We start from the raw sequence: 26,404 nt of genomic DNA, 5'->3' as shown, positions 1-26,404 counted from the left end.
CCCCCCGGCTCGCCGTGAGCCAAGATCATCGCATGTTGTCGCCGCAAAATGCAGCCGGGGCGGCCCGAAGGCCGCCCCTGCGAAACTACCCGGCGCCGTTCTGAAGTTAGAACACGCGACGCCCGATTTCCCAGGCCAGCGCCGCGACGAAAGCCGAGCACGGAATCGTCAGGATCCAGGCCCACACGATGTTGCCCGCCACGCCCCAGCGTACGGCCTTGGCGTTGTTGCACGAGCCGACGCCGACGATGGCGCCGGTAATCGTATGCGTGGTCGACACCGGGATGCCGAAAGCGCTGGCGAGGAACAGTGTCATCGCGCCGCCGGTTTCGGCACAGAAGCCGCCAACCGGTTTGAGCTTGGTGATCTTCTGCCCCATCGTCTTGACGATGCGCCAGCCGCCGAACATGGTGCCGCCGCCGATCATCAGGTAGCAGGCCATCACTACCCAGGCCGGCAGGTGGTCGTTATGCGCCTGCATCCAGTGCGGCACGACCTCGGGATTCGACGCCGTCACCGCGATCAGCAGCATCCAGATGATGCCGGCCGTCTTCTGTGCATCGTTGCCACCGTGACCAAGACTGTAAAGCGACGCCGACACCAGCTGCAATCGCCGGAACCACTTGTCGACCTTGCGCGGCGCTACGCGGAAGAAGATCCACGACACCGCGAGCATCAGCAGCGAGCCAAGCAGCATGCCCAGCAGCGGCGACACGACAATGAAGGTCACCGTCTTGACCAGGCCGGACGAAATCAGCGAATCGGTGCCGGACTTCGCCACCGCGGCACCGACAAGACCGCCGATCAGCGCATGCGAGGAGCTGGACGGGATGCCGTACCACCAAGTAATGCCGTTCCACACCACGGCGCCCATCAGAGCTCCGAAGATCACGTAATGGTCGACGATGGATGGGTCGATGGTGCCCTTGCCGATCGTTGCAGCAACCTTAAGCGGAAACAGGAAGTAGGCGACGAAGTTGAAAAACGCGGCCCACAGCACCGCCCACTGCGGCCGCAGCACGCCGGTGGAAACGACGGTCGCGATCGAGTTGGCCGCGTCGTGGAAGCCGTTCATGAAGTCGAACAGCAACGCGAGCGCGATCAGGAGGATAAGTACCTCGAAGCTCATCAGGAAACCCCGGTGAGTTCAGCAATCATGTCCGGGAACGCTTACGCGTTCTCGAACACGATGCCTTCGAGAATGGTGGCAACGATGTAGCAACGGTCGGCCATGTCTTCGAGGCGCTCATACACCGTGCGCATCTTCATCACCTGGCGGACTTCCGGTTCCTCGCGGAACAGGCGGGCCATCGCGCCACGCATGACGACGTCGGTTTCGTCCTCGATGCTGCCGATTTCCTTGCACAGTTCGAGGATGCGCTTGGCGTTCTCCATGTTGGAGATCAGCGCCACCGCATCGCGCACCCGCTCGGTCGCCTGCACGCACAGGTCGGCCAGTTCCTTGGCTTCCGGCGTGAGTTTCTGGATGTCGTATTCGTACACCGTCAGCGCGGCGGCTTCACTCACGTCGAGGATGTCGTCGAGGCGCAGTGCGAGCGCATGGATGTCTTCGCGGTCGATCGGCGTGATGAAGGTCTTGTGCAGCATCTCCAGCGTGGCGTGGGTCAGCGTGTCCGCTTCCTTCTCCACGGCCTCGATACGGCGCAGGCGGCTGGGCAACTGGTTGATGTCCGACATCAACGCAGCGAGTTCACGGGAGGCTTCAACCGCCTTGATGGCAACGGCATCGAAGGATTCAAAAAAACGCCCCTCTCGGGGCATCAGACGAGCAAACATGGGGGCTCTCGGCCAAATGTAACGAAAACGTAATTTTAAGCCACGAAAACCCTTTCGCCCACATAAATCAGGAAAAACCCGTCACTTCAATAGCTTGCCGAACTTCTGGCGGAACTTGGCAAGCTTCGGCGCGACCACGATGGCGCAATACGGCTGCGATTCATGACCGCGAAAATAGCCTTGGTGATAAGTCTCGGCCGGGTAGAAGCGCGACGCGGGGGTCAGCTCGGTCACGATCGGATCTGCAAACACGCGCGCTTCCGCAAGCGCGCCCATGAGCGATGCAGCCTCAGCGCGCTGCGTTTCGTCGGCATAGAAGATCACGCTGCGGTACTGCGACCCGACGTCGTTGCCCTGCCGGTCAAGCGTGGTCGGATCGTGGATCGCGAAGAACACTTCGAGCAGTTCGCGATAGCTCACAAGCGCCGCGTCGAATTCGATCTTCACGACTTCCGCGTGGCCGCTATCGCCGCGACAGACTGCTTCGTATGAAGGGGCCGCCAGGTGCCCGCCGCAGTAGCCCGACGTCACCCGCTGCACCCCGCGCATCTGCTCGAAAACAGCCTCCAGGCACCAGAAACAGCCCCCACCCAGAATCGCCGTCTGCATGCTTGCCTGCTCACTCATCGCTCACCTCCGTGTAAACTTGTCGCCATCCCGAACGCTCGCAGATTTGACCGCAGCAATGCAACACTGTTTCACAGTTCCACGCTTAATTTCTCCGCCGATTTGCCGATCGGGGGGAGCATGAAAGTAGAAAAACAGGCGGACGGAATCTGGGTCGTTCGTGCGCCGGACGGCCGCGTGGCAGGCACCCTTGATGGCCGCTACGGAGAATGGGTTGCACGCGCCGGCGCGCTCACACTGGGCGTCTGCCGTTCGCGCCAGACGGCCGAAATCCTGGTCCGCGCCCACGCCAGCGGGCAGAAATCGGCCAAGTGGCTCAACGGAAACTGATGTTGTAGTGCAGGTCGATCGCGTTGTCGCTGCCTGCACGCGCGACCATTGAAATCCGCCGCGTCAGCGCATAGCTCAGTTTCACCAGGCTCTCGCTTCCGCTCAGACTCTGCTCGTAGGTCAGGTTGATGTCGCGCGTCAGCCGCTTGCTGAGCATCACCACCTGCCCTGCAACCGTGTCGCCACCGGCGCTCGCACTGCTGCTTGAAAAACCGGTGGCAGAGCCGGCAACCTGGCTCGTGGCGCCATGGCCAAGGCCACGGTTCTCCGACTGCGCGATCATGATCTGATCGATGCCGAAGGTATTCGCGATCTGATTGGTCAACCCGCCGGTCTGGTCACCCAGCACTGCGCCCGCAGCCGCCATCAGCATCGCTGCGTCGCCGTCCGAATTACCGCCCGGCGCACGGCCCAGCACGATCCACGAGAGCTTCTCGGCATCCGGCACATTCGGCTCCGAGATCAGCCTGACTTTGGGCCGTTGCGCCGAGCCGGTGATCTGCACACCGGCCTCGACCGCCAAGCCCTTGCGAACCGCCTCGATCGACAAGGTCGGGTTGTCCAGCGGCCCCTGAAAGGTGATCAACCCCTCGTCGATCGACAAACGCTGACCATAGGCATCGTACTGGCCATCGCGGGTTTCGATACGCCCGCTGGCACGCAAGGCCTCGCCGGGCCGCGCACGCAGCCGGATCGAACCCGCCAGGCGGGTGTCGACACCAAAGGCATGCAGATAGAGCGCGTTGCCAAGGTCGGCATCAACATCTGCCGTGATGTGGAAGGGCTTCTCCTGCTGCTTGGTGCGGCCGCGCACCACGACATCGTCGTCCAGCGTGGGCGCGCCAGTCCGCGTCGGCCCGATGAAGCCGGCCGGCACGGTCATGTGGCCGGTCACCGCGATCGAATCCCAGCCGCTCTTGATCTCCCCCTCGCCCGAGAGCATCAGCCAGAGATCTCGCCGCTGCAGGATCGGCAGGCGATCTGCGTTGAGGCGGAAACGCCCTTCGCCGGTTGCGAGTTCAACAGTTCCGGTGGCGCTGGCACTGCCGGGCTGAGTCGTAAGGCCAGCATAGTCGATGCGCTTTTCGTTGGGCCTTACCCGGCTGGGTGACGTGAAGGAAAGATCATCGAGATACAGGCGGTCCGCATCAAAACGCGCCTTCAGCACACCGCCGCCCAGGCGCAGGCCCTGCTCCACCAGCATCAATCCCAGTCGCTCGCCGCTGATCGCACCGCTCGCAACCGGGTTGCCGGGGGTACCACTGAGCGAGAAATCACCGACTAGCGCCCCCTCGGTGCGCAGGTTCGGGTCGATCAGTGGCCCGATCCAGTCCACCGACGGCACCTCAAGCCGGGCCCGCCCCAGCAGGGGCTGACTGCGCGCGATACGCCAGCGGTCCCCCTCGCGCCGCGACTGTGCGGTTGCCGACGCGGAGATCACGCCAATCCGCGAGCCCGCCGCGCTGACGGCCAGAGCGAGCCGGTCGTCGTTCGCGGCTACGATGGCTTCAAATTCGGTGAGACCCAGGGCCACCGGCGCATCGCCCTCAAGCACGAGATCCCCTTCTTCGCGGAACACCCGGATCTGACCATTCACCGCCTTCTGCAGATGCAGATCCCACTCGGCCCCCATTTGCAGCGTGTTGCCGCGTGCGACCACCTGCTGCGATTCGTTGAGCGCGAGGCCCAGGCGCAGCCCCGTCATGGCGCCCTTGGCGACGATCTCGTCGGGGCTCCAGCGCGTCTCGTCGAGGCGGAAGGATGCGCGCTCACCGCGCAAGCGCATCTGGCCAAGCTGGAAATGGTCCGGGCCAAACTGCAGGGTCGCCGGCTCGACGAGTGAAGCCTCACCATTCCACTCCAGATCGAAGCGATCGAGCATGCCGTTCCAGTCGAGCCGCTCCGACAGGCCGCCGTGCGCAACCAGTTGCAGCGCATGTGAACGCGGGAAGTCCGCCTCCAGCGTAACGCGGTGATCCGAACGCGTGCCCATCACCGTCAGCGCGCCCCGATGCACGATCTGATCCGCGCCCGCCGACGAGCGCAGACCGCCCAGGGTGAAACGCACATCAATCGCCCCTTCGCGCCCTTCGCTCAAGCGGCCTCGCAAGTTCACCGCGTCGACGCGGACGACGTCCGGCACCGCGAGCTGGGACGCAGCGAGATCGATCTGGCCGGCAGGCTGCTCCAGGGTGCCGCTGAGGGTGCCGCGTGCGGACAAACGGCCCGAAAAACCTTGCCCCAGATGCTCAAGCTGCGGTGCGTCCACGCGCAGCGCGAGGCGGTCACCCGGCGCGCCGAATGCACCCTGCACCGAGAGGCGGTTGCCGAGCGCCGCCAGGCTCAGATCGGCGTGGTGAACACGGGAACCTGCGAGCGACAGCGTGCCGCCGCCCGACAAGGGCATCCCGGCCAGGCGGCTATCGGCAAGCTGCAACTGCGCATCCAACGCCAGCCTCGGGGCAAGGCGGCCGCTCGCAGCCAGCGTGCCGCTCAGCTGACCGTGCGGCGCCTGCTTCCAGAACGCGGCCGGATCGAACTCACGCGCCTCGCCGTCCATCTTGAAGGCGTTCGCGGGGCCGAGATCGAACCAACCGGCGGCGCTCGCCAGCATGTTGCCGGAAGACAGCCGCAGCCGTTCCAGCTCGATACGCTGGCCGCGCAGTCCGCCGGCCAGATCGGCCTGCAGGCGCCCGTCGCTCAGGCGCCCTTCAACCCGTTGTCGCTCGGGCTCGCCACGTGCGACGAGCTCGCCGTTCAGTCTGGCTGCAGGCAGGGCCTTGTGAAGACGGCTCGGGTCCACGCCGCTGAGCGAGATCCGTGCGTCGGTGCGGCCGACGGCGTCCGCAGCGCCTTCGGGCGACGGGCGCCAGGCCAGCGCGCCGGCGACACGGCCACCGCCGGAAAGCGAGAGAGCCAGTTCCTTGACGATCAGTTCGCTGGCGTCGAAGGTCAGCCGCCCCGCCACCTGCTCGATCGGCAACCGCCCCTGGTCGATACGACCCGGTGCTGCGTTGGTGATCTCGATCGGCCCCTCGATGCGCGATTCGGCGAGCCGGGCCGCCTCCGGCACGCCTTGCGGATTCAGCGCCGGCTGCAGGCGCACGCGTGCATGCAGCGCGGCAACTGGCGCGTCGGGGTGGAAGCGGCTCGGATCGATCGGGCCGCCCTCCAGCGCAACCGTTCGCAGCAGCATCGGCTCGAACAGGCGCAGGCCAAGCTCAGCGTTGGCCTTCAAGGCATCGCTGCTGGCCTGCACGCCCAGCGTCATCTCGGTCAGCGACCCGCGCGCAGCCAGTGTCGCCTCGATCGCGCGAGGGCCGTAATGCGCGGCGATGTTGCCGTCGGCATTGATCGCGAACGGCGCCGCAGTGGCAAGCGTGCCGCCAAGCTGCGCCGGCCCCCAATCGGTGGTGCCGGAGACATGCGTGAAGCGCCACAGGTCGTGCCCCATGTCGGCGGACGCAGCGGCTTCACGCAATTCGAACACGCGGTCGAGTTGCTTGCCGTCGCGCTGGAACAGCGTGAAATGCCCGAGCGCGACATCGTCGAGCCGCAGGCCGATCGGCAGCGCCATCGTGTTGAGCGGGCCGCTCGGTTCGTGTGACAGCGTGTAGGTGACCGACAGGTTCTGTACCCTGACGCGACGGGCATACACCCAGCCGCGCAGCAGCTCGGAGGGCGACCAGTCGATCGCGAGGTGGCGTGCGTCGACCTCGACCCCTGCCATCGCAAACACGAAGCGCTCGGCGCTTAACGAATCCGCCAGCCGGCCCTTCGGTTGCTCCAGCCGGATCTGGCCGCGCGTTGCCACGTCGATCGCATGCGCGACAAAGCGCAGCCCGGCTTCGGTTCCAATCGACCAGCCGATCGCGACCCACGGCAGCACGGCCGCCGCCAGCCCCAGCAGGATCGCGAGCGGGCGCCGCGCGGCACGGCCGACAACGCTGCGTCGCGGCGCGGCTGCGGGCGCTTCGGTTTCGCGAGCGGCTTCGTCAGCCTGCATGCCGCGGTCGGCGCCGTGTCAGGCGAACAATCGCGCCAGCTCGGCGCCCGGGTCCGGCGCACGCATGAACGCCTCGCCGACGAGGAAGGCATTGACGGCCCCCGCACGCATGGTCGCCACATCAGCGGGCGACAGGATGCCGCTCTCGGTCACGACAATGCGATCGGCGGGGATGCGGTGCAACTGCGATAGCGTGGCATCGAGGCTGACCTCGAAGCTGCGCAGGTTGCGGTTGTTGATGCCGACCAGCGGCGTCTTCAACTGCAAGGCGATATCGAGTTCATCCGCGTCATGCACCTCGACCAGCACCGCCATGCCTAGCGCATGCGCCTCGGCTTCAAGCGCGGCGAGCTGCGCCAGCGCGGTCGCGGGTGCGTGCCCGACGGCACCTTCGGGCGGCAGGAAGGCCGCGACGATCAGCAGGATGCAATCCGCCCCCATCGCACGCGCTTCGTGTACCTGGTAGCTGTCGACGATGAAGTCCTTGCGCAGCACCGGCAGCGCACACGCGGCCCGCGCCGCCTTGAGGTAATCCGGTGAGCCCTGGAAGTAATCGCGATCGGTCAGCACCGACAGACAGGCCGCACCGCCCTGCTCATACGACGCTGCGATCTCGGCCGGGCGGAAGTCCGCGCGGATCACGCCTTTCGAGGGGCTCGCCTTCTTGATCTCGGCGATCACGCCGGACTGCCCGGCGGCGATCTTCGCGCGCAGCGCGCCAACGAAATCGCGTAGCGGCCCGCCCTGATCCGCGGCGGCACGCATTGCCTCGCGCGACACCATCGCGGTATCGGCGGCCACTTCCTCGCGCTTGGTTGCGATGATCTTCTGAAGAATGTCTGACATCGGTTCGTCCGTCGCTCAGGCGGCAAATTTCTTGGTGTACTCGACCAACTGGTCGACCTTGGCACGCGCCGCGCCGCTTGCGATCGTCGCAATCGCGCGCTCGACGCCATCCGCCAGCGAATCGGCGATACCGGCCACGTACAGGCTCGCTCCGGCGTTGAAGGCGACGATGTCGCGCGCGGCGGGCAGCTTGCCGGTCAGCGCGCCGAGCAGCATCTCGCGCGAATCCTCGACGGTCGCGGCACGCAAGGCCGAGGCGGCATGCAGCGGCAGGCCGACATCTTCAGGCGAGAGGCGGTACTCGCGCACCACGCCGTCGCGCAATTCGCCGACCATAGTTGGCGCGGAGATCGAGAGTTCGTCGAGACCATCCAGCCCGTGCACGATCATCACGTTGCGCGCGCTAAGGCGCTGCAGCACCCGCACCTGGATGCCGACCAGATCGGGGTGGAACACGCCCATCAACTGGTTCGCCGCGTTGGCCGGGTTGGTCAGCGGGCCGAGGATGTTGAAGATCGTGCGCACGCCGAGCTCACGCCGCACTGGCCCGGCGTGTTTCATCGCCGCATGGTGGCTGGGCGCGAACATGAAGCCGACGCCAATGTCGTCGATGCAGGCGCCGACCTGCTCCGGCGTCAGCGCGAGATTCACGCCCAGCGATTCGAGCACGTCGGCCGAACCCGACTGCGACGACACCGAGCGCCCACCATGCTTTGCGACGCGTGCGCCGGCTGCTGCGGCAACAAACATCGCGCCGGTGGAAATATTGAAGGTGTGCGCGCCATCGCCACCGGTGCCACAGGTGTCGACCAACGTCTGCACATCGGATTTGAGCGGCACCTTAGTGGCGAACTCGCGCATCACGGTGGCGGCGCCGGCGATCTCGCCGACGGTTTCCTTCTTCACGCGAAGGCCGGAGATGATCGCCGCGATCATCACCGGCGACACCTGGCCAGACATGATCTGCCGCATCAGGTCGACCATTTCCTCATGGAAGATCTCGCGGTGTTCGATGACGCGTTGAAGGGCTTCTTGGGGGGTCATGCTGATCCTCCGCACATGCGAATGAAGCGGCCCAAGGCCGCTTCATTCATGTGCTTTCACATGTCGAGAAAGTTCTTCAGCAACTGATGGCCGCCTTCGGTCAGGATCGACTCGGGGTGGAACTGCACACCTTCGATCGGCAGCGTGCGATGGCGTACGCCCATGATCTCGCCGTCTTCGGTCCATGCGGTCACTTCAAGGCACTCCGGACAGCTCTCACGCTCGATCGCCAGCGAGTGGTAGCGCGTTGCAGTAAAGGGGTTGGGCAAGCCGCGGAACACGCCCTTGTCGGCATGAGAGATCGGCGAAGTCTTGCCGTGCATCAGACGCTTGGCATGCACGATCTTGCCGCCGAGAGCCGCGCCGATCGACTGGTGCCCCAGGCACACGCCGAGGATCGGCAGCTTGCCGGCGAAATGCTTGATCGCCGCCACCGAGATGCCCGCCTCGGCCGGCGAACACGGGCCGGGGGAGACGACGAGCTTCTCGGGCTGCATCAGCTCGATCTGCTCAACGGTGATCTGGTCGTTGCGGAACACGCGTACATCGGCACCCAGTTCGCCGAAGTACTGCACGAGGTTGTAGGTAAAGCTGTCGTAGTTGTCGATCATCAGCAACATGGCGGAACTCCTTATTCGAATCGGGTATCGAGGCCGCGTTCGGCCATCTCGGCAGCGCGCAAGACCGCACGGGCCTTGTTCTGCGTTTCCTGCCATTCCGATTCGGGGTTGGAGTCGGCAACGATGCCGGCACCCGCCTGTACATGCAGCTGACCATCCTTCAGCACCGCGGTGCGAATCGCGATCGCGACGTCCAGCTCGCCATCGAAACCGAGGTAGCCGACCGCACCGGCGTAGATGCCACGCTTGACCGGTTCTAGCTCGTCGATGATCTCCATCGCACGCACCTTCGGCGCACCCGACACGGTGCCTGCCGGGAACGCTGCGCGCAGCACGGCGAGCGGCGCGGCGCGCTTGTCGTCGAGCTCCTTGAGCTCACCCTCGACGTTGGAGACGATGTGCATCACATGCGAGTAGCGTTCGACGATGAACTGCTCGGTCACCTTGACGCTGCCAGTGGCGGCGACGCGGCCGACATCGTTGCGGCCAAGGTCGAGCAACTGCAGGTGCTCGGCGCGTTCCTTCTCGTCCGCGAGCAGATCCTTTTCCAGCGCAAGATCCTCTTCATGCGTGGCGCCCCGCTTGCGGGTGCCCGCGATCGGCCGCACCGTCACCGTACCGTCTTCGAGCTTGACCAGAATCTCCGGCGAAGCGCCGACGACATGGAAGTCCTCGAAGTTGAAGTAGAACATGTAGGGGCTGGGGTTGAGCGCACGCAGACTGCGGTAGAGCGCCATCGGGCTCGCCGCAAACGGTTTGCTCATGCGCTGCGACAGCACCACCTGCATGATGTCGCCATCCACGATGTACTGTTTGGCGCGCCCGACCGCGGCCTTGAAAGCCTCTTCGCCAAAGCTGCTGACTGCCTCGGCCGGTTCGACCGACACATCCTGCGGAATCGCAACGGGCTCGCGCAGCTTCGCGAGCAGCTCCTTCAGGCGACGCTGTGCGCGCTTGTAGGCGCCGGGCACTTCCGGCTCGGCGTAAACCACCAGCGTGAGCTTGCCAGAAAGGTTATCGACGATCGCGATCTCTTCCGACAGCAGCAGCACGATGTCCGGTACGCCCAGCGGATCTTTCGGTTCGTGCTTGGCGAGCTTGGGTTCGATGTAGCGCACGGTGTCGTAGCCAAAGGCACCGACCAGGCCGCCGCAGTAACGCGGCAATCCGTCGCGCGGCGGCACCTTGATGCGCTGCATGAATTCGCCGATGTAGTTGAGCGGATCGCCGTAATCGCGGCGTTCAACCAGGCGGTCGTTGGTCAGCAGCAGCGCCGAGCGGCCATACACCTCGATGCGGGTGTTGGCGCGCAGGCCGATGATGGAGTAGCGGCCGAAGCGCTCGCCGCCCTGCACGGATTCCAGCAGGTAGGTCCAGGACTCGTTGGCAAGCTTCAGGTAGATCGACAGCGGCGTATCGAGATCGGCAAAGGTCTCGAGCGTCAGGGGGATTCGGTTGTAACCCTGTTGGGCCAACGCGAGGAATTCGGATTCGGTCATCATGACTCCACGTTCTTGTCCCGCGCCGGGCGCCCAATCGGTGAGGCGCACTTCAAGCTGGTCGCGGGCGGATTGTCCTGAACATCTGGGCGCGAGCGGGCCGCGCCGGAACTGCGGTATGGGGGCTTAAAGCGCCCGCCACGAGCACCCGATGCGCTGCCATCGTGCGGCGGCGCGAGACGGGAGGTGCTCCTTTCCGATGTTCAGGTTCTCGCTGGTCATGAGGGTAGAGGTTCAGGCCGAAGCGCGCCCGATCAGGCGCAGCAATCCGGGGAAGGCCGATACTAACCCGTCGCATTCGATGGTGTCCACGGCGCGGCCCTCGCTGTAACCGTAGGTCATCAACAGCACCGGGATGCCCGCCGACTGCGCAGCCAGTGCGTCGTTGGCCGAGTCGCCGACCATCAACGCACGCGTCGGCGATACGCCCAGCGCGTCGCATGCATGCAACAGCGGCGCGGGGTCCGGCTTCTTCACCGGCAGCGTGTCGCCGCTGACCACGCAGCCAAAGAAACGCGCCAGCCCCATGTGATCGAGCAAGGGCAAGGTGAAGGCGCCCGCCTTGTTCGTGATGCACGCCATGCGGATGCCTTGCGCCTGCAGGGCGGCAAGCGTTTCTGCAACGCCTTCGTAGATCCGCGTCGAATGGCCGTTCACCACGCCGTAGTGACGGCGGAACACCGCCACCGCAGCCTCTATGGTTGCAGCGTCACGCGGCGCGCGGCCGTCGGTCAGACAGCGTTCCACCAGATTCGGAATGCCGCGTCCAACGAAACGTGTGACCTCGTCGATCGAGCGCACCGGCTCGCCCAGTTCTTCGAGCATGCGGCGCGCGGCCTCGTGGAGATCGGGGATGGTGTCGAGCAAGGTGCCATCCAGATCGAACAGCACCACATCCACATCAAAGCGGGGCGTCGTCATCGTTCAGACCTGCGCCAGCTGCTCGCGCAGCGCCGCGATCACGCTGTCGTAACGGTTGGGGTCGCTGGCCTTGCCGGCACCGAACACCGCCGAACCGGCCACAAAGGTATCCGCCCCCGCGCGGGCGATCTCGGCGATGTTGTCGACTTTCACGCCACCGTCGATCTCAAGCAGCACCTTCTTGCCGGTTTGCTGTTCCCAGGCATCGAGGCGCTTGCGCGCTTCGGCGAGCTTCACCAGCGTCTGCGGGATGAATTTCTGCCCACCGAAGCCGGGGTTCACCGACATCAGCATGATCAGATCTATCTTGTCCATCACATGGTCCAGCCACGACAGCGGCGTGGCCGGATTGAACACCAGGCCAGCCTGGCAGCCGTGGTCGCGGATCAGCGCCAGCGTGCGATCCACATGCCGGGTCGCTTCCGGGTGGAAGGTGATGACATTGGCGCCGGCCTTGGCGAACATCGGCACCAGCGCATCGACCGGCTCGACCATCAGGTGCACATCGATCGTCGCGTTCGTCAGCGGGCGCAGCGCCTCGCAGACCAGCGGGCCAATCGTCAGGTTCGGCACATAGTGGTTGTCCATCACGTCGAAGTGGACCCAGTCGGCGCCGGACGCCAGAACATTCAGAACCTCTTCGCCAAGCTTGGCGAAGTTTGCCGACAGGATGCTCGGCGCAATACGATAACTCACGGTGTTCCCCCACCCCAAAAATGCGATTTTCCCAGATGCGCGCAGATTCCGGAAACGGACCGTGAATTCGAACATGGCGCGCCGCGCGAATGCCCGTTTGAATGAGGGTCTGACTCAAACCCGGCCAACCCGCCATGCCTGAAGCAAAGTCGCCAGCGATTACCGTCTCCGCCCAAGCGCAATACATCGAAGAGCAGTCGGACGCGGAAGCGGGCCGTTTCGTCTTTGCCTACAAGGTGACGATCGAAAACACTGGCGACGCGCCCGCGCAACTGATCAGCCGTCACTGGGTGATCACCGATGCCGCAGGGCATGTGCAGGAAGTAAGAGGCATTGGCGTGATCGGCGAGCAGCCCCGGCTCGCTCCGGGCGAAGCCTTCGAGTACACCAGCGGCTGCGCCATTGCGACCGCGGTCGGTACGATGCGAGGCGCCTATCAGATGGTGGCGGAAGACGGCACACAGTTCGAAGCCGAGATTCCGGAATTCGTGCTCGCCGCGCCCGGCATGCTTCACTGAACGCGGCCGCGGACCGATCCGCGCCGCAGGGCCTCAGGCGAGGCGCAGCGTAGCTATCGCGTGCAGCGACTCGGGCGCCGTCTCGTCACCGACCAGGCGGACGACCACCGGCACGCCGGCCGACTCCGCCGCCGCCGCAACGGCCGCCACGGCGCGGCGGTGCAGATCGTCTCCTGCGGCGGAGACGCTGACGTAGTGCAAGGCACTGCCAAGCAAGGTTTCAATTCTCAAACGCACCGGATCCGACACCCGCAGAGCGCAGCGCAAGCCACGCGCGATCAGATCCGACAGCGCTTCAGGACGCACCATGCCTGCATCGAACTCGAGGACCAGCGTTGCGCCCACCGCGCCAATGCGCGCCACGACACCACGACAGGCCGTCACGAAGCGAGGATCGCTGAGACTGGACCGCGCAGGCGCCATCGCCCACACACCGCCTGCGGCGCCCTCTGCCGCCACCGCGAGGCGCTCAAGCAACTGAAGATCTGCTTCCAGCGCCAGCCCGGCATCCGGCGCCACAAGATCCGGCAGCAGAACATCACGCGCCTGGTCTCGCGACCACGCCGCGGCGTGCAGGCGTCGGGTCCAGATCTGGCCGTCCGCACCGACGAGCACGTCCCAGTGGGCCCCTAGCGCCCCCTCGGCCATGGCAGCACGCCAGCTCGCCTCCGCCGCGTCCTGCTGCGCCACCAACTCATCGAACTCCGGTGCGGCGAAGCGGAAGCAGTTCTTACCCGCATTCTTCGCGCGGTACATGGCCACATCGGCAATCGCAACCAGGGCGTCGTCCTCGCCGTCATGCGGATACACGGCAACGCCGATGCTGGCCGCGACGCGCAACAGATGATCGCCGTATTCGATGACCTCGGTGGCACAGGCCACCAGCTTGTAGGCCAAGCGTGCCGCCGCGAGCGGATCGGCCAGCTCATCGGCGATGACCACGAATTCGTCGCCCCCCAGGCGCGCAACGGTATCGCTCTCGCGCACCGCGGCAACGAGGCGGCTTGCCACCGTGCGCAGAACCTGGTCACCCGCAGCGTGGCCCTGCTGATCGTTGACCGGCTTGAAGTTGTCCAGGTCGATGAAGAACAACGCGAAGCCAGCCCGGTTGCGCCGCGCCTTGGCTTGAATGGCGTTGAGCGCCTGACGAAAGCCCGTCCGCGTAAGCAGGCCGGTGAGCTCGTCGATGCCGGCCAGCGAACGACTCTGCGCATGCGCCTCGCTCTGCGCAAGCGTCTGGCGTGCAAGCTCGGCACGGGCCTCTGCGAGCAATGCCGTCTGGCGCCCGATGTCCTCCCGCAGTCGATTGCTGCGCCGACTTGCGACGACGCCGACCACCAACACCGAGACCAGCACGGCAAACGCGATCCATACCGCCATCGGCTGGCGATCCACCGCCTGCCGCGCCACTGCAATGCCGGACTTGATCGGCATCGCGCCCGGCTCGGTCGCGTAAAGCTTCGGGTCGCCAGCGATGACCCACACTTCGCGATTGAACTCGTCCAGCGGTAGCAACTGATCCGTGGAAACGCTCTTCTCGGCGCCGCGATGGATGATGAAGTTAAGTTGGGTCGCCTCCTCGGCGACTGGCACGTCGAAATAGACACCGAACTCGGTGGTGCCTGCGGGCTTCAGCGGCTCGGTCCAGCGGGTGTCTTCGCCGAGGTTGTGCCCTTCACCCCATACGTGCAGCCCCCAACCGTTGTAGAGGCCATCCGCACGATGAAAATGAATGCGCGCGAAGCCTTGCGGCGCAACCGCCCATGCGGAAAAGGATGCGCCCAATACCGCCAGCGCCAAGGCAAGCCAGGCGAAAAGTCGAAGAGGTATCGGGCGTCGTGACATCAGGAACGGTAGTCAGCGTTGATCTTGACGTAGTCGTAGGAGAAGTCGCAGGTCCACACCGTTGCTACCGCCGGACCACGGGCGAGGTCGATCCGCACCGTGATTTCTTGCGATTTCATGATACGTGCGCCATCGGCCTCGCGATAGGCGGCGGCACGACCACCCAGCTCGGCCACCAGCACCTCGCCTTCGGCGTCGCCCAACCACACGCGCAACCGATCGACATCCAAGTCCGCAATACCAGCGTAGCCGATGGCGGCAAGGATGCGACCGAGGTTCGGATCGGAGGCGAAGAAAGCGGTCTTCACCAGTGGCGAATGTGCAACTGCATAGGCAACCTTGCGGCATTCCTCGCGGTTGGCACCACCCGACACGGCAATGGTCATGAACTTGGTAGCGCCCTCGCCGTCCCGCACGATCGCTTGCGCCAGCCACACAGCCACGTCGATGACCGCTGCGCGCAGCGCCGCATACTCAGCCGATGCAGCGTCGGTGATTTCCGGCGCACCGGCGGCCCCGGTTGCGATCAGGATGAAGGAATCGTTGGTGGAGGTGTCGCCATCCACCGTGATGCTGTTGAACGACTGGTCCGCCGCTTCACGCACCAGTTGCTGCAACAGCGGCTGCGACACCGCCGCATCGGTCGCCATGAAGCCGAGCATGGTCGCCATGTTCGGCTTGATCATGCCGGCGCCCTTGCTGATGCCGGTGATCGTCACCGTCTTGCCGCCCAGTTCGATGCGCTGCGACTTGGCTTTCGCGACGGTATCGGTGGTCATGATGCCGTGCGCTGCGTCGTACCAGCCATCAGCGCGCAGATCGGCCTGCGCGGCAGGCAGCCCAGCCACCAGGCGATCCATCGGCAGGTGCTCGAGGATCACGCCGGTGGAGAACGGAAGTACGGAAGTCGCCTCGATACCCAACCGTGACGCAACCGCCTTGCAGGTCGTTTGTGCATTCTGCAGGCCGAGCGCGCCGGTACCGGCATTTGCAATGCCGGTGTTGATCACCAGCGCACGGATCGCGGCGCTTGCGGCAAGGTGTGCCTGGCAGACCTGAACCGGCGCGGCGCAGAAACGGTTCTGCGTGAACACGCCAGCCGCGCGGCTGCCTTCTGCCAGTTCGATCAGCGTCAGGTCGCGCCGGTCGGCCTTGCGGATACCCGCCTGCGCGACGCCCAGTCGGACGCCGGCAACCGGCAGCAGTTCGGAAGCGATGGGCGGATTCAGGCAAACAGGCATGTTGGCTCCAGGCAGTTAAAGCCGCGACAGGGCGGCCGATCAGCCTGCAAGTTTAACGGATCAAGCACGCGCGCCCCGAGCCGCAACATGTTCAAACCCCATCGAGGCCTGTTGGACGAAATGCAGCACCCCGGTCGCGTCCTCCTCGGACAAGGCCGCCTCGGCTTTTGTACGGTCTGCGTAGAAAACGCCGATCGTGCGACCGTGGACGACGATGGGCGCAATCACAAAAGGCGGCACGCCACCCGCACGCGTCAGGCGCTCCAGCCTTACCGGTGCGTCGAAGGCGTTGGTGACGACGAAGCTCTGTTGCCGCGTCACCACCGTATTGATCAACTCCCCGGGACTGCCGTCCAGCGCAAAGTGGAAGGCGCGCACCAGCGCATCGGCGCCAGGGCCAAGCCCGGCCTTCCCCACCAGACTCTGGCGATCAGGCGTCAACATCGCGAACAGCGCGCGATCCATCCCGATACCGCGAAAGATGCCTTCCAACGCCAGGGTCAGCACGTCGTTCAAGTTCGGCTTGCCCGCTATCAGCATCGAAAGATCGCGCAGAATCTTGAGTTGCAGCAAGGGGTTCGGGCCGCTCGACTCATCTTCTTCCTGTACGGTCACCGCGCCACCGCTTCGCGGCAGAGGTATCAGCCGCGCCGCCTCATGCGCACCGTAATTGACGGCCGCTTGTGCGGCTGAGACTGCGTTGTCGGTGATCAGCGGCAGGACCTCGTCGAGCGGACGATCGAGATGCTTCGCAATCTGATCGAGCACCTGTCGCGTCGGCGGTGCCTCCCAACCACCTTCCGCCTGCCGCGCCAGCGAGTGTGCCAGCGCGACGCACTTTTCGCGGTCACCGCCGCGCTCACCCTGTTCGATCACGCTGGTCAGCAAACCACCCAGGCGCCAGTCCTTCACCAGCCCGAGCGTAATCTGGCGCAGCCGATAGCCCAGCACGTTCTGCTCCGCCACTTCCGCGGGCACGCCAGTTGCCAGCGTGCTGTCGAGCGACTGCGCGGCTTCGTCACCAAAGCACCAGAAGGCCATTTCGCCGACCCGGGCAAGCAACGCCGAAATGAATACCTCTTCCGGGTTCGGGTCGGCTTTCAGCGCCGCCAAGGTTCGCGCCTGAACTGCCGCGTGAAAGGCGCGCGCCATCTCGGTGACGACGCGCTCGCGCACGCCGCCACGCAACAGCGCGTCGATCAGCACCAGCGACAGCGCCATATTGGCTACTGCATCGAAGCCGAGCACCACGAGCGCGCGGCTCACCGTGCTGATGTGCGCGCGGGACGGATTGAAGTAGGCGCTGTTGGCAAGCTTGAGCACCTTGGTCGTCAGCGCCGCATCCTGCAGGATGATCGCGGCCAGCGCCGAGGCCGAAGCGCGCTCGTCGTCCGCCACTTCCCGGATCGCATCCACCGTACGTCCGAACGCCGGCATGTCGCGCTCGCGGATGCGTGCGACGAAGCCCTGCGCCCCAAGGCGGCGAGCGTCCTGCAGCGTGGTCACGATGTCTCACTCCGGTATGTCACAAACCCTTAACGGCAGTGGTGCAGGCAAGCTGTAGCGCGAGAAAGCAAAACGCCGGCACGAGGCCGGCGTTTCTTTGAGCGGAAGATCAGCCGATCAGCTGAGCTTGCCGTGGCAATGCTTGAACTTCTTGCCCGACCCGCACGGGCAAGCGTCGTTGCGCCCGACCTTGATGCCGCCTTGCGCCGGCATCGGCCGCGCTTCGCTGCTGGCTTCCGCGGCGGCGAGCGCCTCGTCGTAGTCGGCGTGGTGGTACTGCACGTTGTCGACCGGCGCCGGCTGCGGTTCCGCCTCTTCCAGTTGCTCTTCGGAGCGGATCTGCACCGTCATCAGCAGGCGGGTCACTTCGATCCGCACGGTCGACAGCAGGCTCTCGAACAACTCGAAGGACTCGCGCTTGTACTCCTGCTTCGGGTTCTTCTGTGCATAGCCGCGCAGATGGATGCCCTGCCGCAGGTGGTCGAGCGAGGCGAGGTGCTCACGCCAGTGCGTGTCGAGGCTATTGAGCATCACGTTGCGCTCGAAACCGCGCCAGGCCTCCGGGTTAACCGGGGCGATCTTCTCGGCGTAAGCTGCATCCGCAGCCTCGATGACCTTGCGCAGCAAGTCGTCATCCGACAGGCTCTGGTCGTCCTTGCTCCACTGCGCGACCGGCAGCTTGAGCTGGAATTCGCCTTCCAGCGCACGCTCGAAACCTGGCAGATCCCACTGTTCCTCGACGCTCTCGGCGGGCACATAGGTGCGGAACAGATCGTGCAGCACACCCTGACGCATCGCGGTGATCGTTTCGCCGATCTCGCTCGCCTCAAGCAACTCGTTGCGCTGCAGATAGATGACCTTGCGCTGGTCGTTCGAAACGTCGTCGTACTCAAGCAGTTGCTTGCGGATATCGAAGTTGCGTTGCTCGACCTTGCGCTGGGCCGATTCGAGCGAACGGGTAACGATGCCCGCTTCAATTGCTTCGCCTTCCGGCATCTTCAGCCGCACCATGATCGCGTTGAGGCGATCGCCGGCGAAGATCTTCATCAGCGGATCTTCCAGCGACAGGTAGAAGCGCGATGCGCCCGGGTCACCTTGACGGCCGGAACGGCCACGCAACTGGTTGTCGATACGACGCGATTCGTGGCGCTCGGTGCCGATAATCTTGAGGCCGCCGGCCGCAATGACCTTCTCGTGCAGCCCCTTCCATTCGGCGCGCAGCGCTTCGATGCGAGCCGCCTTTTCCTCTTCCGGTACCGAGGCGTCCTCGCGCAGCAGCGCAATCTGCTTTTCGACGTTGCCGCCGAGCACGATGTCGGTACCGCGGCCCGCCATGTTCGTCGCGATCGTGATCACGCCCGGGCGGCCCGCCTGCACGATGATCTCGGCCTCTTTGGCGTGCTGCTTGGCGTTGAGCACCTGATGCGGCAGCTTCTGCGCATCGAGCAGGTGCGACAGCAGTTCGGAGTTTTCGATTGAGGTCGTGCCAACCAGCACCGGTTGCCCGCGCTCGTGGCAGTCCTTGATGTCGCGGATGATCGCGTCGTACTTTTCCTTGGCGGTGCGATACACCAGATCGTTCGCGTCGATACGGATCATCGGGCGATTGGTCGGGATCACGACCGTTTCCAGACCGTAGATCTGGTGGAACTCGTAGGCTTCGGTGTCCGCCGTACCGGTCATGCCGGAGAGCTTGGCGTACATGCGGAAGTAGTTCTGGAAGGTGATCGACGCGAGGGTTTGGTTCTCGGCGTTGATCTGCACACCTTCCTTCGCCTCGACAGCCTGGTGCAGACCATCGGACCAGCGGCGTCCGGCCATCAAACGACCGGTGAACTCATCGACGATCACCACTTCACCGTTCTGCACCACGTAGTGCTGGTCGCGGTGGTACAGCGAATGCGCGCGCAGCGCTGCATACAGGTGGTGAATCAGCAGGATGTTGGCCGGGTCGTACAGGCTGGAGCCTTCGGCCAGCAGGCCCGCCTTGGCGAGCAGCCCTTCGGCCGTCTCGTGGCCTTGTTCGGTGAGCAGAACCTGATGCGCCTTCAGGTCGACCGTGTAGTCACCCGGCACCGTCACGTTCTCGTCTTCGCCTTCCTGCTTCTTCAGCAGCGGCGCGACGGCGTTCATCTTGACGTACAGATCGGTGTGATCGTCCGCCTGGCCGGAGATGATCAGCGGCGTACGAGCTTCGTCGATCAGGATCGAGTCGACTTCGTCGACGACGGCGAAGTTCAAGCCACGCTGCACGCGCTCGCTGGTCGAATAGACCATGTTGTCGCGCAGATAGTCGAAGCCGAATTCGTTGTTGGTGCCGTAGGTGATGTCGCAGCTGTATGCGGCCTGTTTGGCCTCGTGCGTCATCTGCGACAGATTGCAGCCACAGGTCAGGCCAAGGAAACCATAGACCCGCCCCATCCAGTCCGCGTCGCGGCTGGCCAGATAGTCGTTAACCGTGATGACGTGCACGCCCTGGCCCGACAGGGCGTTCAGATAGGCGGGCAGGGTCGCCATCAGCGTCTTGCCTTCACCGGTCCGCATCTCGGCGATCTTGCCGTAGTGCAGTACCATTCCGCCGATGAGCTGCACATCGAAATGCCGCATGCCGTGCACCCGCTTGCCAGCTTCGCGCACCACGGCGAACGCCTCCGGCAGGAGCTTGTCGAGCGATTCGCCGTTTGCGTGGCGTTGCTTGAACTCGTCCGTCTTCGCGCGCAACTGTTCGTCGGTCAATGCCGCGATGCCCGGCTCCAGCGCGTTGATCGCGCGCACGGTGGACATGTATTGGCGAACCAGCCGCTCGTTCCGGCTGCCGAAGATCTTCTTGAGTAGGCCTGCAATCATGGTGACTCGGGGGTCAGGCGTAAAAGTGGCGATTCTAACACGCGGTCCGCAATGCCCCCGGACGCGGGGGGCAAACGTATGAGTCGGCCACCTCGCGCACGTCTGATCGGCACCCTCGTGGGCGGCGATTCGCCGCTCGCAAGACTGCAGGAACACGCACGCCAGTTGGTGCGGCTGCAACGCCAGCTCGACCTGCAACTACCCGACTACCTGCAGGGCGCAGTCGCAGTCGCCAACCTGCAGGGCGGCATTCTCGCCTTGCATGTGCAGAACGCCACGGTGGCGGCGCGGCTCAAAATGCTGCTGCCGCGGCTGCGCGAAGGCCTGTCGGCGCAAGGCGCGCCGGTGGAAGAGATCCGCGTTCGCGTCCGTTTGCCGAAGAACACCGACGCCCGGCGCCCACCTCCGGTGCGCGAAATCGACGACAACGTATTGGCCGGGCTGGAACACCTGAAGGAACAGCTGACCGAACGCTCCCCGCTCGCAGGACCGCTGGCGCGTCTGATTGAACGGGCGGCGCGGCGCCGCTCCTGATCAGAAAACCGGCATCAACACGCGCTCGAGCAGCAAGAGGGCGAAGAACACCAGCACTGCGACGAGGGCAAAGCGCGCAAGGTTCTTTGCCACGCGCAGGTAAGCCGCGCCGCCGGTGAACAGATAGGCGAAATAGCTCGCCACACCGCCGATCGCGACCAGCACGACAAGCAGGCGAAGTATCAGCACGCCTTAAGCCGCGGCAGGAAGTTCAAATGCGTGCGCCAAGGACCGCGGCACATCTTCGTCGCGATCGAAGCTCACCAGATCCCAGGCACTCTTGTCTTCGAGCAGCGCCCGCAGCACCTGGTTATTGAGCGCGTGGCCCGACTTGTGCGCCGAGTACGCAGCGAGCAAGGGGTGGCCAGCAAGGTAAAGATCACCGATCGCATCCAGCACCTTGTGTTTGACGAACTCGTCGCCGTAGCGCAGCCCGTCTGCGTTCAGCACGCGGTATTCGTCCATCACGATTGCGTTGTCGAGGCTGCCGCCACGCGCCAGACCGGCATCGCGCATGTACTCCACCTCGTGCATGAAACCGAAGGTACGAGCACGCGAGATTTCCCGAACATAGGAGTGCTCGGCAAAATCCACCGCAACCGCGGTGCCGGTACGATCAATCGCTGGATGATTGAACTGGATCGAGAAGGAAAGGCGAAACCCTTCGTACGGATCAAGGCGAACCCACTTGTCGCCCTCCTTCACCTCCACCGGCTTCAAGACACGCAGGAAGCGCTTTGGCTTGGGTTGTTCTTCGATGCCGGCCGACTGAATGAGGAATACGAACGGCGCCGCAGAGCCATCGAGGATCGGGATTTCGGGGCCATCAACATCGACATAGGCATTGTCGACGCCGAGCCCGGCCAGCGCCGACATCAAATGTTCAACGGTACCGATCTTGGCCTCGCCCTGCTGCAGGCCGGAGCACAAACGCGTGTCGACGACCGAATACGGCGACGCAGGCAGATCGACCGGCGGATCGAGATCGACACGGCGGAAGACAATACCGGTATCCGGTGCGGCCGGGCGCAGGCTGAGCGTTACCTTGATACCGCTGTGCAGACCGACCCCGGTGGCGGTGACGATGGTCTTCAGCGTGCGTTGTCCGAGCATAGACGGGCTCCGGCAAGAGATTGATCGGAAACGATTTTATCACGCAGGCCAAGGGCGACGATTGGCATCCCCTATCGTCAGCATAGGCGATCAATATCCGGAAACGAAAACGCCCCGCCGAAGCGGGGCGTTCGATTCATCAGCGACTGCTCAGTCCGCCTGCTTGCGCAGGAAGGCCGGGATATCGAGCGTACCGAAACCGTTGGCGCTCATCGCCTCAACCGTCGAGCGGCGATGCTGGCGGCGAATCACGGCGGGCTGCTCCAGATCCGCGTAGTTGACCTCGATACCGACGTTGTCGGTACCAGTGCGGATCACATGCATCGGGGGCTTCTGCGCGGCAGCCTTCGCAACGCCAAGGCCGGTCGCAACGACGGTCACGCGGATGCGGTCTTCCATCGCTTCGTCAAACACGGTGCCGTAGATCACGAAAGCATCGGCATGGGCAAAAGCACGCACGGTGTTCACCGCTTCGCGCACTTCGCTCATTTTCAGCGAGCGGCTCGCCGAGATGTTGATCAGCACACCACGCGCGCCAGAGAGTTCAACGCCTTCGAGCAACGGGCAACAGGCAGCCTGTTCAGCAGCGATACGTGCGCGGTCGATACCAGCCGCTTCAGCGGACCCCATCATCGCGCGGCCCATCTCGGCCATCACGGTGCGGACATCCTGGAAGTCGACGTTAACCAGGCCCGGGATGTTGATGATCTCTGCGATGCCGCCGACGGCGTTGCGCAGCACATTATCAGCCGAGCGGAAGCACTCTTCTACGCTGGCGTCATCGCCATGCACTTCCATCAGCTTGTCGTTCAGCACGACGATCAGGGAGTCGACATGCTTCGCGAGCTCTTCGATGCCGCTGTCGGCGACGCGGTTGCGGTTTTCGAAATCGAAGGGCTTCGTCACCACAGCGACCGTCAGCACGCCCATTTCGCGAGCAACCTCGGCAACGACAGGCGCCGCCCCGGTACCGGTGCCGCCGCCCATACCTGCGGTAATGAAGGCCATGTGCGCGCCGGTCAGCGCGTCGGCGATACGGTCGCGCGCGTCCAGCGCAGCGGTGCGGCCAGCTTCAGGCTTGGCGCCCGCACCGAGGCCGGAATCGCCGAGCTGGATTTTGGTCGGAGCGCTGCTGCGCTTGAGAGCCTGGGCATCGGTGTTGGCACACACGAACTCAACCCCCTTGACCCCTTCGCGGATCATGTGGTCGATGGCGTTACCACCCGCACCGCCAATCCCGATCACCTTGATGACGGTTCCGACGGCTTCTTTTTCCCTGATCTCAAACATCTGCCTAGCCTCCTGATTCAGCCCTGGCGCAGGTGGTTAACCCCGCTGTCGGGGAATTTAACAACCACCTAAATATAGTACGCCAATGAAAGTTTACAACTAAATATCGGCGTCATGCCACATGCAATTGCGACGCCGTGAAATACTTTGGCTCGCGCGCTTAGAAATTGCGTGCAAACCACGCCATAACTCGTTGAAATGACTGCTTCACGCTACGCGTTTCGCTTGCGTGCAGCCCCCGCCTGCGTTGCGCCGCAGCCTCAAATAGCAGACCCATCGCCGTTGCGTACTGCGGATGGCAAACCATGTCTGCGAGGCTGCCCTGGTAATGCGGAATGCCGATGCGCACCGGCGTGTGGAAAATCTCTTCGCCCAGCTCCACGACGCCAGCCAGTACGGCAGAACCGCCCGTCAGAACCAGGCCGGACGACAGCAACTCTTCGTAACCGCTGCGACGCAGTTCGGCCTGCACCAGCTCGAACAATTCGGATACACGCGGCTCGATCACATCAGCCAGCGCCTGGCGTGAGAGCTTGCGCGCCGCGCGCTCGCCAACGCTCGGCACATCAATCATCGCTTCCGGATCAACCAAGGCCGGCATCGCAACGCCGTAGCGGATCTTGATCTCCTCGGCCTCGGCGGTCGGCGTGCGCAGCGCCATGGCAATGTCATTGGTGACCTGATCGCCCGCAACTGGGATCACGGCCGTGTGTCGGATCGCGCCTTGCGTGAACACGGCGATGTCGGTCGTGCCGCCGCCAATATCAACGAGGCAAACGCCAAGTTCTTTTTCGTCCTCGGTCAGCGTCGCGAAGCTCGATGCGAGCGGCTGCAGCACGAGGTCATTCACCTCCAGCCCGCAACGACGCACGCACTTGACGAGGTTCTGCGCCGCAGACACCGCGCCGGTGACGATGTGCACTTTCACTTCGAGCCGCACGCCGCTCATGCCGATCGGCTCGCGCACACCATCCTGGCCGTCGATGATGAATTCCTGCGTCAGGATGTGCAGGATCTGCTGGTCGGCCGGCAGCGGCATCGCCTTGGCCGTCTCGATCACACGCTCAACGTCGAGCGGCGTGACTTCGCGATCCTTGATCGGCGTCATGCCATTGGAATTGAAGCTGCGGATGTGGCTGCCCGCGATGCCGGTATAGACGTCGCGGATCTTGCAGTTGGCCATCATCTCGACCTCCTGCACGACTTTTGAGATCGCTTCGACGGTGGCTTCGATGTTGACCACGACGCCCTTGCGCAGCCCGCTGGAAGGCTGCGATGCGGCACCGACCACCTCGAAGCGACCGTCCGGCTTCATCTCTGCGACCAGCGCGGTGATCTTCGAGGTGCCGATGTCGAGGCCGACGATCAGATCCTTGTATTCCTTGCTCATTGTTTTGCCTTGTTGCTGGGGGCCGCGGCGAGTTGAACCGCAAATCCGGTCGGGTAGCGCAAGTCCGCCACCGTCGCGGGCGCCTGCAGGCGAGTGCGCGCCTGCGGCCAAACTGATACGAATCGCGCAAGGCGTTCGCCAAGCGGGGTGTTGGGCTGATCACGGCCGAGCTCGATCACGAGCCCATCTTCCAGGCGGATCTGCCAAGCCTGTCGGGGCGAGTAATTGAGGGCTGCCGGCACTGCGCTGATCGATGCGAGTTGCGAAGCGAAATCGCGATAGCGTTCGAGCACCTGCGAAGCGCTGCCCTCGGGGCCCGAGAACACCGGCAGATGGGCGTTGGTCGCCGCGACGAATACCTCGCCCTGCTGGTTCACGAGCCGCGTATCGCCATTGTCGCCGGCGCGCCAGTACGCCGCCGCGACATGCTCTTCGAGCTTGACCTCGAGCGTTGCTGGCCACACGCGCCGCACTTCGGCACGACGCACCCACGGCAGCTTCTCGAATGCAGCGCGTGCATCATCGAGACTGACACTGAAGAAGTTGCCTTTCAGGCCAGAACGCGCCGCAAACTCCAGCTGCGCGGCGGTGACTTGCGACAACGGCGACACCACCACAACTTCACGGAAACCGAACAAAGGCATCGCGAGCGCCGCACGCATCGCGGCATAGCCGAGCGCAACCGAAGCGAAAAGCAGCAGCGCATCCGCAATGCCATTCATCCACTCCGGTCGGTGCCAAAGGCCGCGCGGCTCCACGACGGCGCGCGCCGGGCGTGCCGTCGAAGTGCTGCGACCGAAGGCGGGTTGGTGCTCAGCCAAGCGCGGCCCCCTTGAGGATTTCGACGCACAGGTCTTCGAACACGATGCCCGCCGCACGAGCCGCCATCGGCACGAGCGAGTGCGAAGTCATACCCGGCGCGGTGTTCATTTCGAGCAAGTAGGCGCGACCGTCGGCGGTCAGCATCAGGTCGGCACGCCCCCAGCCGCGGCACCCGAGCACCGCCGCAGCACGCATCACGATCGCCTGCAACTCAGCTTCACGCTCGGCCGACAGGCCGCACGGGCAGTGGTACTGCACGACATCGGTGAAGTACTTGTTCTGGTAGTCGTACTTGCCGTCCGGCGCGGCGATGCGCACCAAGGGCAACGGTTTGTCGCCCAGGAAGGGGGCTGTCAGCTCCTGGCCCTCGATGAATTCCTCGGCAATCACCAGCGAATCGAAGCGCGCTGCAAGCGCCCAGGCCTCCTTCAGTTGGCCCACCTCGGTGACCTTCGTCGCACCCATGCTGGAACCTTCATGCACCGGTTTGACGAAGATCGGCAGGCCAAGATCGCGCGCGACATCGTCCCAGTCGGTTTCGGCATCCAGCAGGCGGAAGCGCGGCGTCGGCAGACCGGCCGCCAGCCACACCAGCTTGGTGCGCCACTTGTCCATCGAGATCGCAGAGGCCATTACGCCACTACCGGTGTAGGGGATACGCAGTGTCTCCAGCACGCCTTGCAGTGTGCCGTCCTCTCCGCCACGACCGTGCAGGATCACGAAGGCACGATCGAAGCCCTCGTCGCGCAGCGCCATCACATCGCGCTCGGACGGGTCGAAGCGATGCGCATCCACGCCACGCGCACGCAGTGCGTCGAGCACCGCGCCCCCCGACATCAGGGACACATCGCGCTCGGCGGACGAGCCGCCCATCAATACTGCAACCTTGCCCAGCTCTTTCACGTCCGTCAT

The 26,404-nt window shown here is 64.4% G+C and carries 23 protein-coding genes; 3 read left to right on the top strand and 20 right to left on the bottom strand.

Translation table 11 applies throughout. The features are described from left to right. Positions 1–106: 106 nt before the first annotated feature. From ACE3P0_RS14835 to msrA, 3 genes are all read right to left on the bottom strand, one after another. Positions 107–1,129 (bottom strand): anion permease, encoded by a 1,023-nt coding sequence (locus tag ACE3P0_RS14835; RefSeq protein WP_374403481.1) that lies wholly within the window; start codon positions 1,127–1,129, stop codon positions 107–109. Between the two features lie 41 nt (positions 1,130–1,170). Continuing rightward, the gene (locus ACE3P0_RS14830; RefSeq protein WP_374403480.1) at positions 1,171–1,797 is read right to left on the bottom strand and encodes a DUF47 domain-containing protein; all 627 of its coding nucleotides are present in this window, start codon (positions 1,795–1,797) and stop codon (positions 1,171–1,173) included. Between the two features lie 81 nt (positions 1,798–1,878). Further along, complete coding sequence (gene msrA, locus ACE3P0_RS14825) at positions 1,879–2,424, bottom strand: peptide-methionine (S)-S-oxide reductase MsrA (protein ID WP_374403478.1); 546 nt, start codon at positions 2,422–2,424, stop codon at positions 1,879–1,881. A 120-nt stretch (positions 2,425–2,544) separates the two neighbouring features. On the opposite strand from msrA, the gene ACE3P0_RS14820 reads away from it, so the two are divergent. Beyond that, positions 2,545–2,754, top strand: coding sequence for a hypothetical protein (locus ACE3P0_RS14820; protein ID WP_374403477.1), 210 nt, complete (start codon positions 2,545–2,547; stop codon positions 2,752–2,754). Here ACE3P0_RS14820 and ACE3P0_RS14815 read toward each other — a convergent pair. The 7 genes from ACE3P0_RS14815 to rpe all read right to left on the bottom strand — a co-directional run bounded on the left by ACE3P0_RS14815 (position 2,741) and on the right by rpe (position 12,386). Further along, complete coding sequence (locus ACE3P0_RS14815; RefSeq protein ID WP_374403476.1) at positions 2,741–6,760, bottom strand: translocation/assembly module TamB domain-containing protein; 4,020 nt, start codon at positions 6,758–6,760, stop codon at positions 2,741–2,743. The genes ACE3P0_RS14820 and ACE3P0_RS14815 overlap by 14 nt on opposite strands. A gap of 18 nt (positions 6,761–6,778) precedes the next feature. Next, positions 6,779–7,606 carry an indole-3-glycerol phosphate synthase TrpC gene (trpC, locus tag ACE3P0_RS14810; RefSeq protein WP_374403475.1) on the bottom strand — a complete coding sequence of 276 codons (828 nt, stop codon included), beginning with the start codon at positions 7,604–7,606 and terminating at the stop codon, positions 6,779–6,781. Positions 7,607–7,621: 15 nt separating this feature from the next. Continuing rightward, positions 7,622–8,650 (bottom strand): anthranilate phosphoribosyltransferase, encoded by a 1,029-nt coding sequence (gene trpD, locus ACE3P0_RS14805; protein WP_374403473.1) that lies wholly within the window; start codon positions 8,648–8,650, stop codon positions 7,622–7,624. A 56-nt stretch (positions 8,651–8,706) separates the two neighbouring features. Next, on the bottom strand, positions 8,707–9,270 hold the full coding sequence (locus ACE3P0_RS14800) for an aminodeoxychorismate/anthranilate synthase component II (protein ID WP_374403472.1): 564 nt from the start codon (positions 9,268–9,270) through the stop codon (positions 8,707–8,709). An 11-nt stretch (positions 9,271–9,281) separates the two neighbouring features. Further along, positions 9,282–10,769: an anthranilate synthase component I gene (trpE, locus tag ACE3P0_RS14795; protein WP_374403471.1), complete on the bottom strand. Its 1,488-nt coding sequence runs from the start codon at positions 10,767–10,769 to the stop codon at positions 9,282–9,284. A 234-nt stretch (positions 10,770–11,003) separates the two neighbouring features. Next, complete coding sequence (locus ACE3P0_RS14790; RefSeq protein WP_374403470.1) at positions 11,004–11,690, bottom strand: phosphoglycolate phosphatase; 687 nt, start codon at positions 11,688–11,690, stop codon at positions 11,004–11,006. A gap of 3 nt (positions 11,691–11,693) precedes the next feature. Continuing rightward, positions 11,694–12,386 carry a ribulose-phosphate 3-epimerase gene (rpe, locus tag ACE3P0_RS14785; RefSeq protein ID WP_374403469.1) on the bottom strand — a complete coding sequence of 231 codons (693 nt, stop codon included), beginning with the start codon at positions 12,384–12,386 and terminating at the stop codon, positions 11,694–11,696. 134 nt (positions 12,387–12,520) lie between these two features. On the opposite strand from rpe, the gene apaG reads away from it, so the two are divergent. After that, positions 12,521–12,904: a Co2+/Mg2+ efflux protein ApaG gene (apaG, locus tag ACE3P0_RS14780; RefSeq protein WP_374403468.1), complete on the top strand. Its 384-nt coding sequence runs from the start codon at positions 12,521–12,523 to the stop codon at positions 12,902–12,904. 33 nt (positions 12,905–12,937) lie between these two features. Here the strand turns inward: apaG and ACE3P0_RS14775 are convergent, their stop codons facing one another. The 4 genes from ACE3P0_RS14775 to secA all read right to left on the bottom strand — a co-directional run bounded on the left by ACE3P0_RS14775 (position 12,938) and on the right by secA (position 20,343). Continuing rightward, the gene (locus ACE3P0_RS14775; RefSeq protein WP_374403467.1) at positions 12,938–14,749 is read right to left on the bottom strand and encodes a diguanylate cyclase domain-containing protein; all 1,812 of its coding nucleotides are present in this window, start codon (positions 14,747–14,749) and stop codon (positions 12,938–12,940) included. Further along, positions 14,749–15,990: a bifunctional glutamate N-acetyltransferase/amino-acid acetyltransferase ArgJ gene (argJ, locus tag ACE3P0_RS14770; RefSeq protein ID WP_374403466.1), complete on the bottom strand. Its 1,242-nt coding sequence runs from the start codon at positions 15,988–15,990 to the stop codon at positions 14,749–14,751. Before argJ ends, ACE3P0_RS14775 begins: the two co-directional genes overlap by 1 nt. A gap of 60 nt (positions 15,991–16,050) precedes the next feature. Further along, positions 16,051–17,496, bottom strand: a complete 1,446-nt coding sequence (locus ACE3P0_RS14765) for an HDOD domain-containing protein (protein ID WP_374403465.1) — start codon at positions 17,494–17,496, stop codon at positions 16,051–16,053. A 117-nt stretch (positions 17,497–17,613) separates the two neighbouring features. Then, on the bottom strand, positions 17,614–20,343 hold the full coding sequence (gene secA / locus ACE3P0_RS14760) for a preprotein translocase subunit SecA (RefSeq protein ID WP_374403463.1): 2,730 nt from the start codon (positions 20,341–20,343) through the stop codon (positions 17,614–17,616). A 78-nt stretch (positions 20,344–20,421) separates the two neighbouring features. Here secA and ACE3P0_RS14755 point away from each other — a divergent pair, with 78 nt between their 5' ends. Then, on the top strand, positions 20,422–20,877 hold the full coding sequence (locus ACE3P0_RS14755) for a DciA family protein (protein ID WP_374403462.1): 456 nt from the start codon (positions 20,422–20,424) through the stop codon (positions 20,875–20,877). Here the strand turns inward: ACE3P0_RS14755 and ACE3P0_RS14750 are convergent, their stop codons facing one another. The 6 genes from ACE3P0_RS14750 to ACE3P0_RS14725 all read right to left on the bottom strand — a co-directional run bounded on the left by ACE3P0_RS14750 (position 20,878) and on the right by ACE3P0_RS14725 (position 26,404). Continuing rightward, positions 20,878–21,066 carry a hypothetical protein gene (locus tag ACE3P0_RS14750; protein WP_374403461.1) on the bottom strand — a complete coding sequence of 63 codons (189 nt, stop codon included), beginning with the start codon at positions 21,064–21,066 and terminating at the stop codon, positions 20,878–20,880. Between the two features lie 3 nt (positions 21,067–21,069). Further along, complete coding sequence (gene lpxC / locus ACE3P0_RS14745; protein ID WP_374403459.1) at positions 21,070–21,990, bottom strand: UDP-3-O-acyl-N-acetylglucosamine deacetylase; 921 nt, start codon at positions 21,988–21,990, stop codon at positions 21,070–21,072. 150 nt (positions 21,991–22,140) lie between these two features. Beyond that, positions 22,141–23,280 (bottom strand): cell division protein FtsZ, encoded by a 1,140-nt coding sequence (gene ftsZ, locus ACE3P0_RS14740; protein ID WP_374403458.1) that lies wholly within the window; start codon positions 23,278–23,280, stop codon positions 22,141–22,143. Between the two features lie 160 nt (positions 23,281–23,440). Beyond that, entirely contained in the window at positions 23,441–24,670 is a 1,230-nt protein-coding gene (ftsA, locus tag ACE3P0_RS14735; RefSeq protein ID WP_374403457.1) for a cell division protein FtsA, read from the bottom strand. Further along, complete coding sequence (locus ACE3P0_RS14730) at positions 24,667–25,491, bottom strand: cell division protein FtsQ/DivIB (protein WP_374403456.1); 825 nt, start codon at positions 25,489–25,491, stop codon at positions 24,667–24,669. The genes ftsA and ACE3P0_RS14730 overlap by 4 nt, the downstream gene beginning before the upstream one ends. After that, on the bottom strand, positions 25,484–26,404 hold the full coding sequence (locus ACE3P0_RS14725; protein WP_374403455.1) for a D-alanine--D-alanine ligase: 921 nt from the start codon (positions 26,402–26,404) through the stop codon (positions 25,484–25,486). Before ACE3P0_RS14725 ends, ACE3P0_RS14730 begins: the two co-directional genes overlap by 8 nt.

It is taken from the genome of Niveibacterium sp. (genome assembly GCF_041909475.1).
In the GTDB taxonomy this organism is placed as follows: domain Bacteria; phylum Pseudomonadota; class Gammaproteobacteria; order Burkholderiales; family Rhodocyclaceae; genus Niveibacterium.
The sequence above is the reverse complement of the archived record's forward strand: the minus strand, read 5'-3'. Positions and strand labels throughout refer to the sequence as shown.

Bases quoted from the DNA above. Each gene is read 5' to 3' on its own strand.
- ACE3P0_RS14835 (WP_374403481.1), bottom strand. From the start codon at position 1,129: ATGAGCTTCGAGGTACTTATCCTCCTGATCGCGCTCGCGTTGCTGTTC.
- ACE3P0_RS14830 (WP_374403480.1), bottom strand. From the start codon at position 1,797: ATGTTTGCTCGTCTGATGCCCCGAGAGGGGCGTTTTTTTGAATCCTTC.
- msrA (WP_374403478.1), bottom strand. From the start codon at position 2,424: ATGAGTGAGCAGGCAAGCATGCAGACGGCGATTCTGGGTGGGGGCTGT.
- ACE3P0_RS14820 (WP_374403477.1), top strand. From the start codon at position 2,545: ATGAAAGTAGAAAAACAGGCGGACGGAATCTGGGTCGTTCGTGCGCCG.
- ACE3P0_RS14815 (WP_374403476.1), bottom strand. From the start codon at position 6,760: ATGCAGGCTGACGAAGCCGCTCGCGAAACCGAAGCGCCCGCAGCCGCG.
- trpC (WP_374403475.1), bottom strand. From the start codon at position 7,606: ATGTCAGACATTCTTCAGAAGATCATCGCAACCAAGCGCGAGGAAGTG.
- trpD (WP_374403473.1), bottom strand. From the start codon at position 8,650: ATGACCCCCCAAGAAGCCCTTCAACGCGTCATCGAACACCGCGAGATC.
- ACE3P0_RS14800 (WP_374403472.1), bottom strand. From the start codon at position 9,270: ATGTTGCTGATGATCGACAACTACGACAGCTTTACCTACAACCTCGTG.
- trpE (WP_374403471.1), bottom strand. From the start codon at position 10,769: ATGACCGAATCCGAATTCCTCGCGTTGGCCCAACAGGGTTACAACCGA.
- ACE3P0_RS14790 (WP_374403470.1), bottom strand. From the start codon at position 11,690: ATGACGACGCCCCGCTTTGATGTGGATGTGGTGCTGTTCGATCTGGAT.
- apaG (WP_374403468.1), top strand. From the start codon at position 12,521: ATGCCTGAAGCAAAGTCGCCAGCGATTACCGTCTCCGCCCAAGCGCAA.
- ACE3P0_RS14775 (WP_374403467.1), bottom strand. From the start codon at position 14,749: ATGTCACGACGCCCGATACCTCTTCGACTTTTCGCCTGGCTTGCCTTG.
- argJ (WP_374403466.1), bottom strand. From the start codon at position 15,990: ATGCCTGTTTGCCTGAATCCGCCCATCGCTTCCGAACTGCTGCCGGTT.
- secA (WP_374403463.1), bottom strand. From the start codon at position 20,343: ATGATTGCAGGCCTACTCAAGAAGATCTTCGGCAGCCGGAACGAGCGG.
- ACE3P0_RS14755 (WP_374403462.1), top strand. From the start codon at position 20,422: ATGAGTCGGCCACCTCGCGCACGTCTGATCGGCACCCTCGTGGGCGGC.
- lpxC (WP_374403459.1), bottom strand. From the start codon at position 21,990: ATGCTCGGACAACGCACGCTGAAGACCATCGTCACCGCCACCGGGGTC.
- ftsZ (WP_374403458.1), bottom strand. From the start codon at position 23,280: ATGTTTGAGATCAGGGAAAAAGAAGCCGTCGGAACCGTCATCAAGGTG.
- ftsA (WP_374403457.1), bottom strand. From the start codon at position 24,670: ATGAGCAAGGAATACAAGGATCTGATCGTCGGCCTCGACATCGGCACC.
- ACE3P0_RS14725 (WP_374403455.1), bottom strand. From the start codon at position 26,404: ATGACGGACGTGAAAGAGCTGGGCAAGGTTGCAGTATTGATGGGCGGC.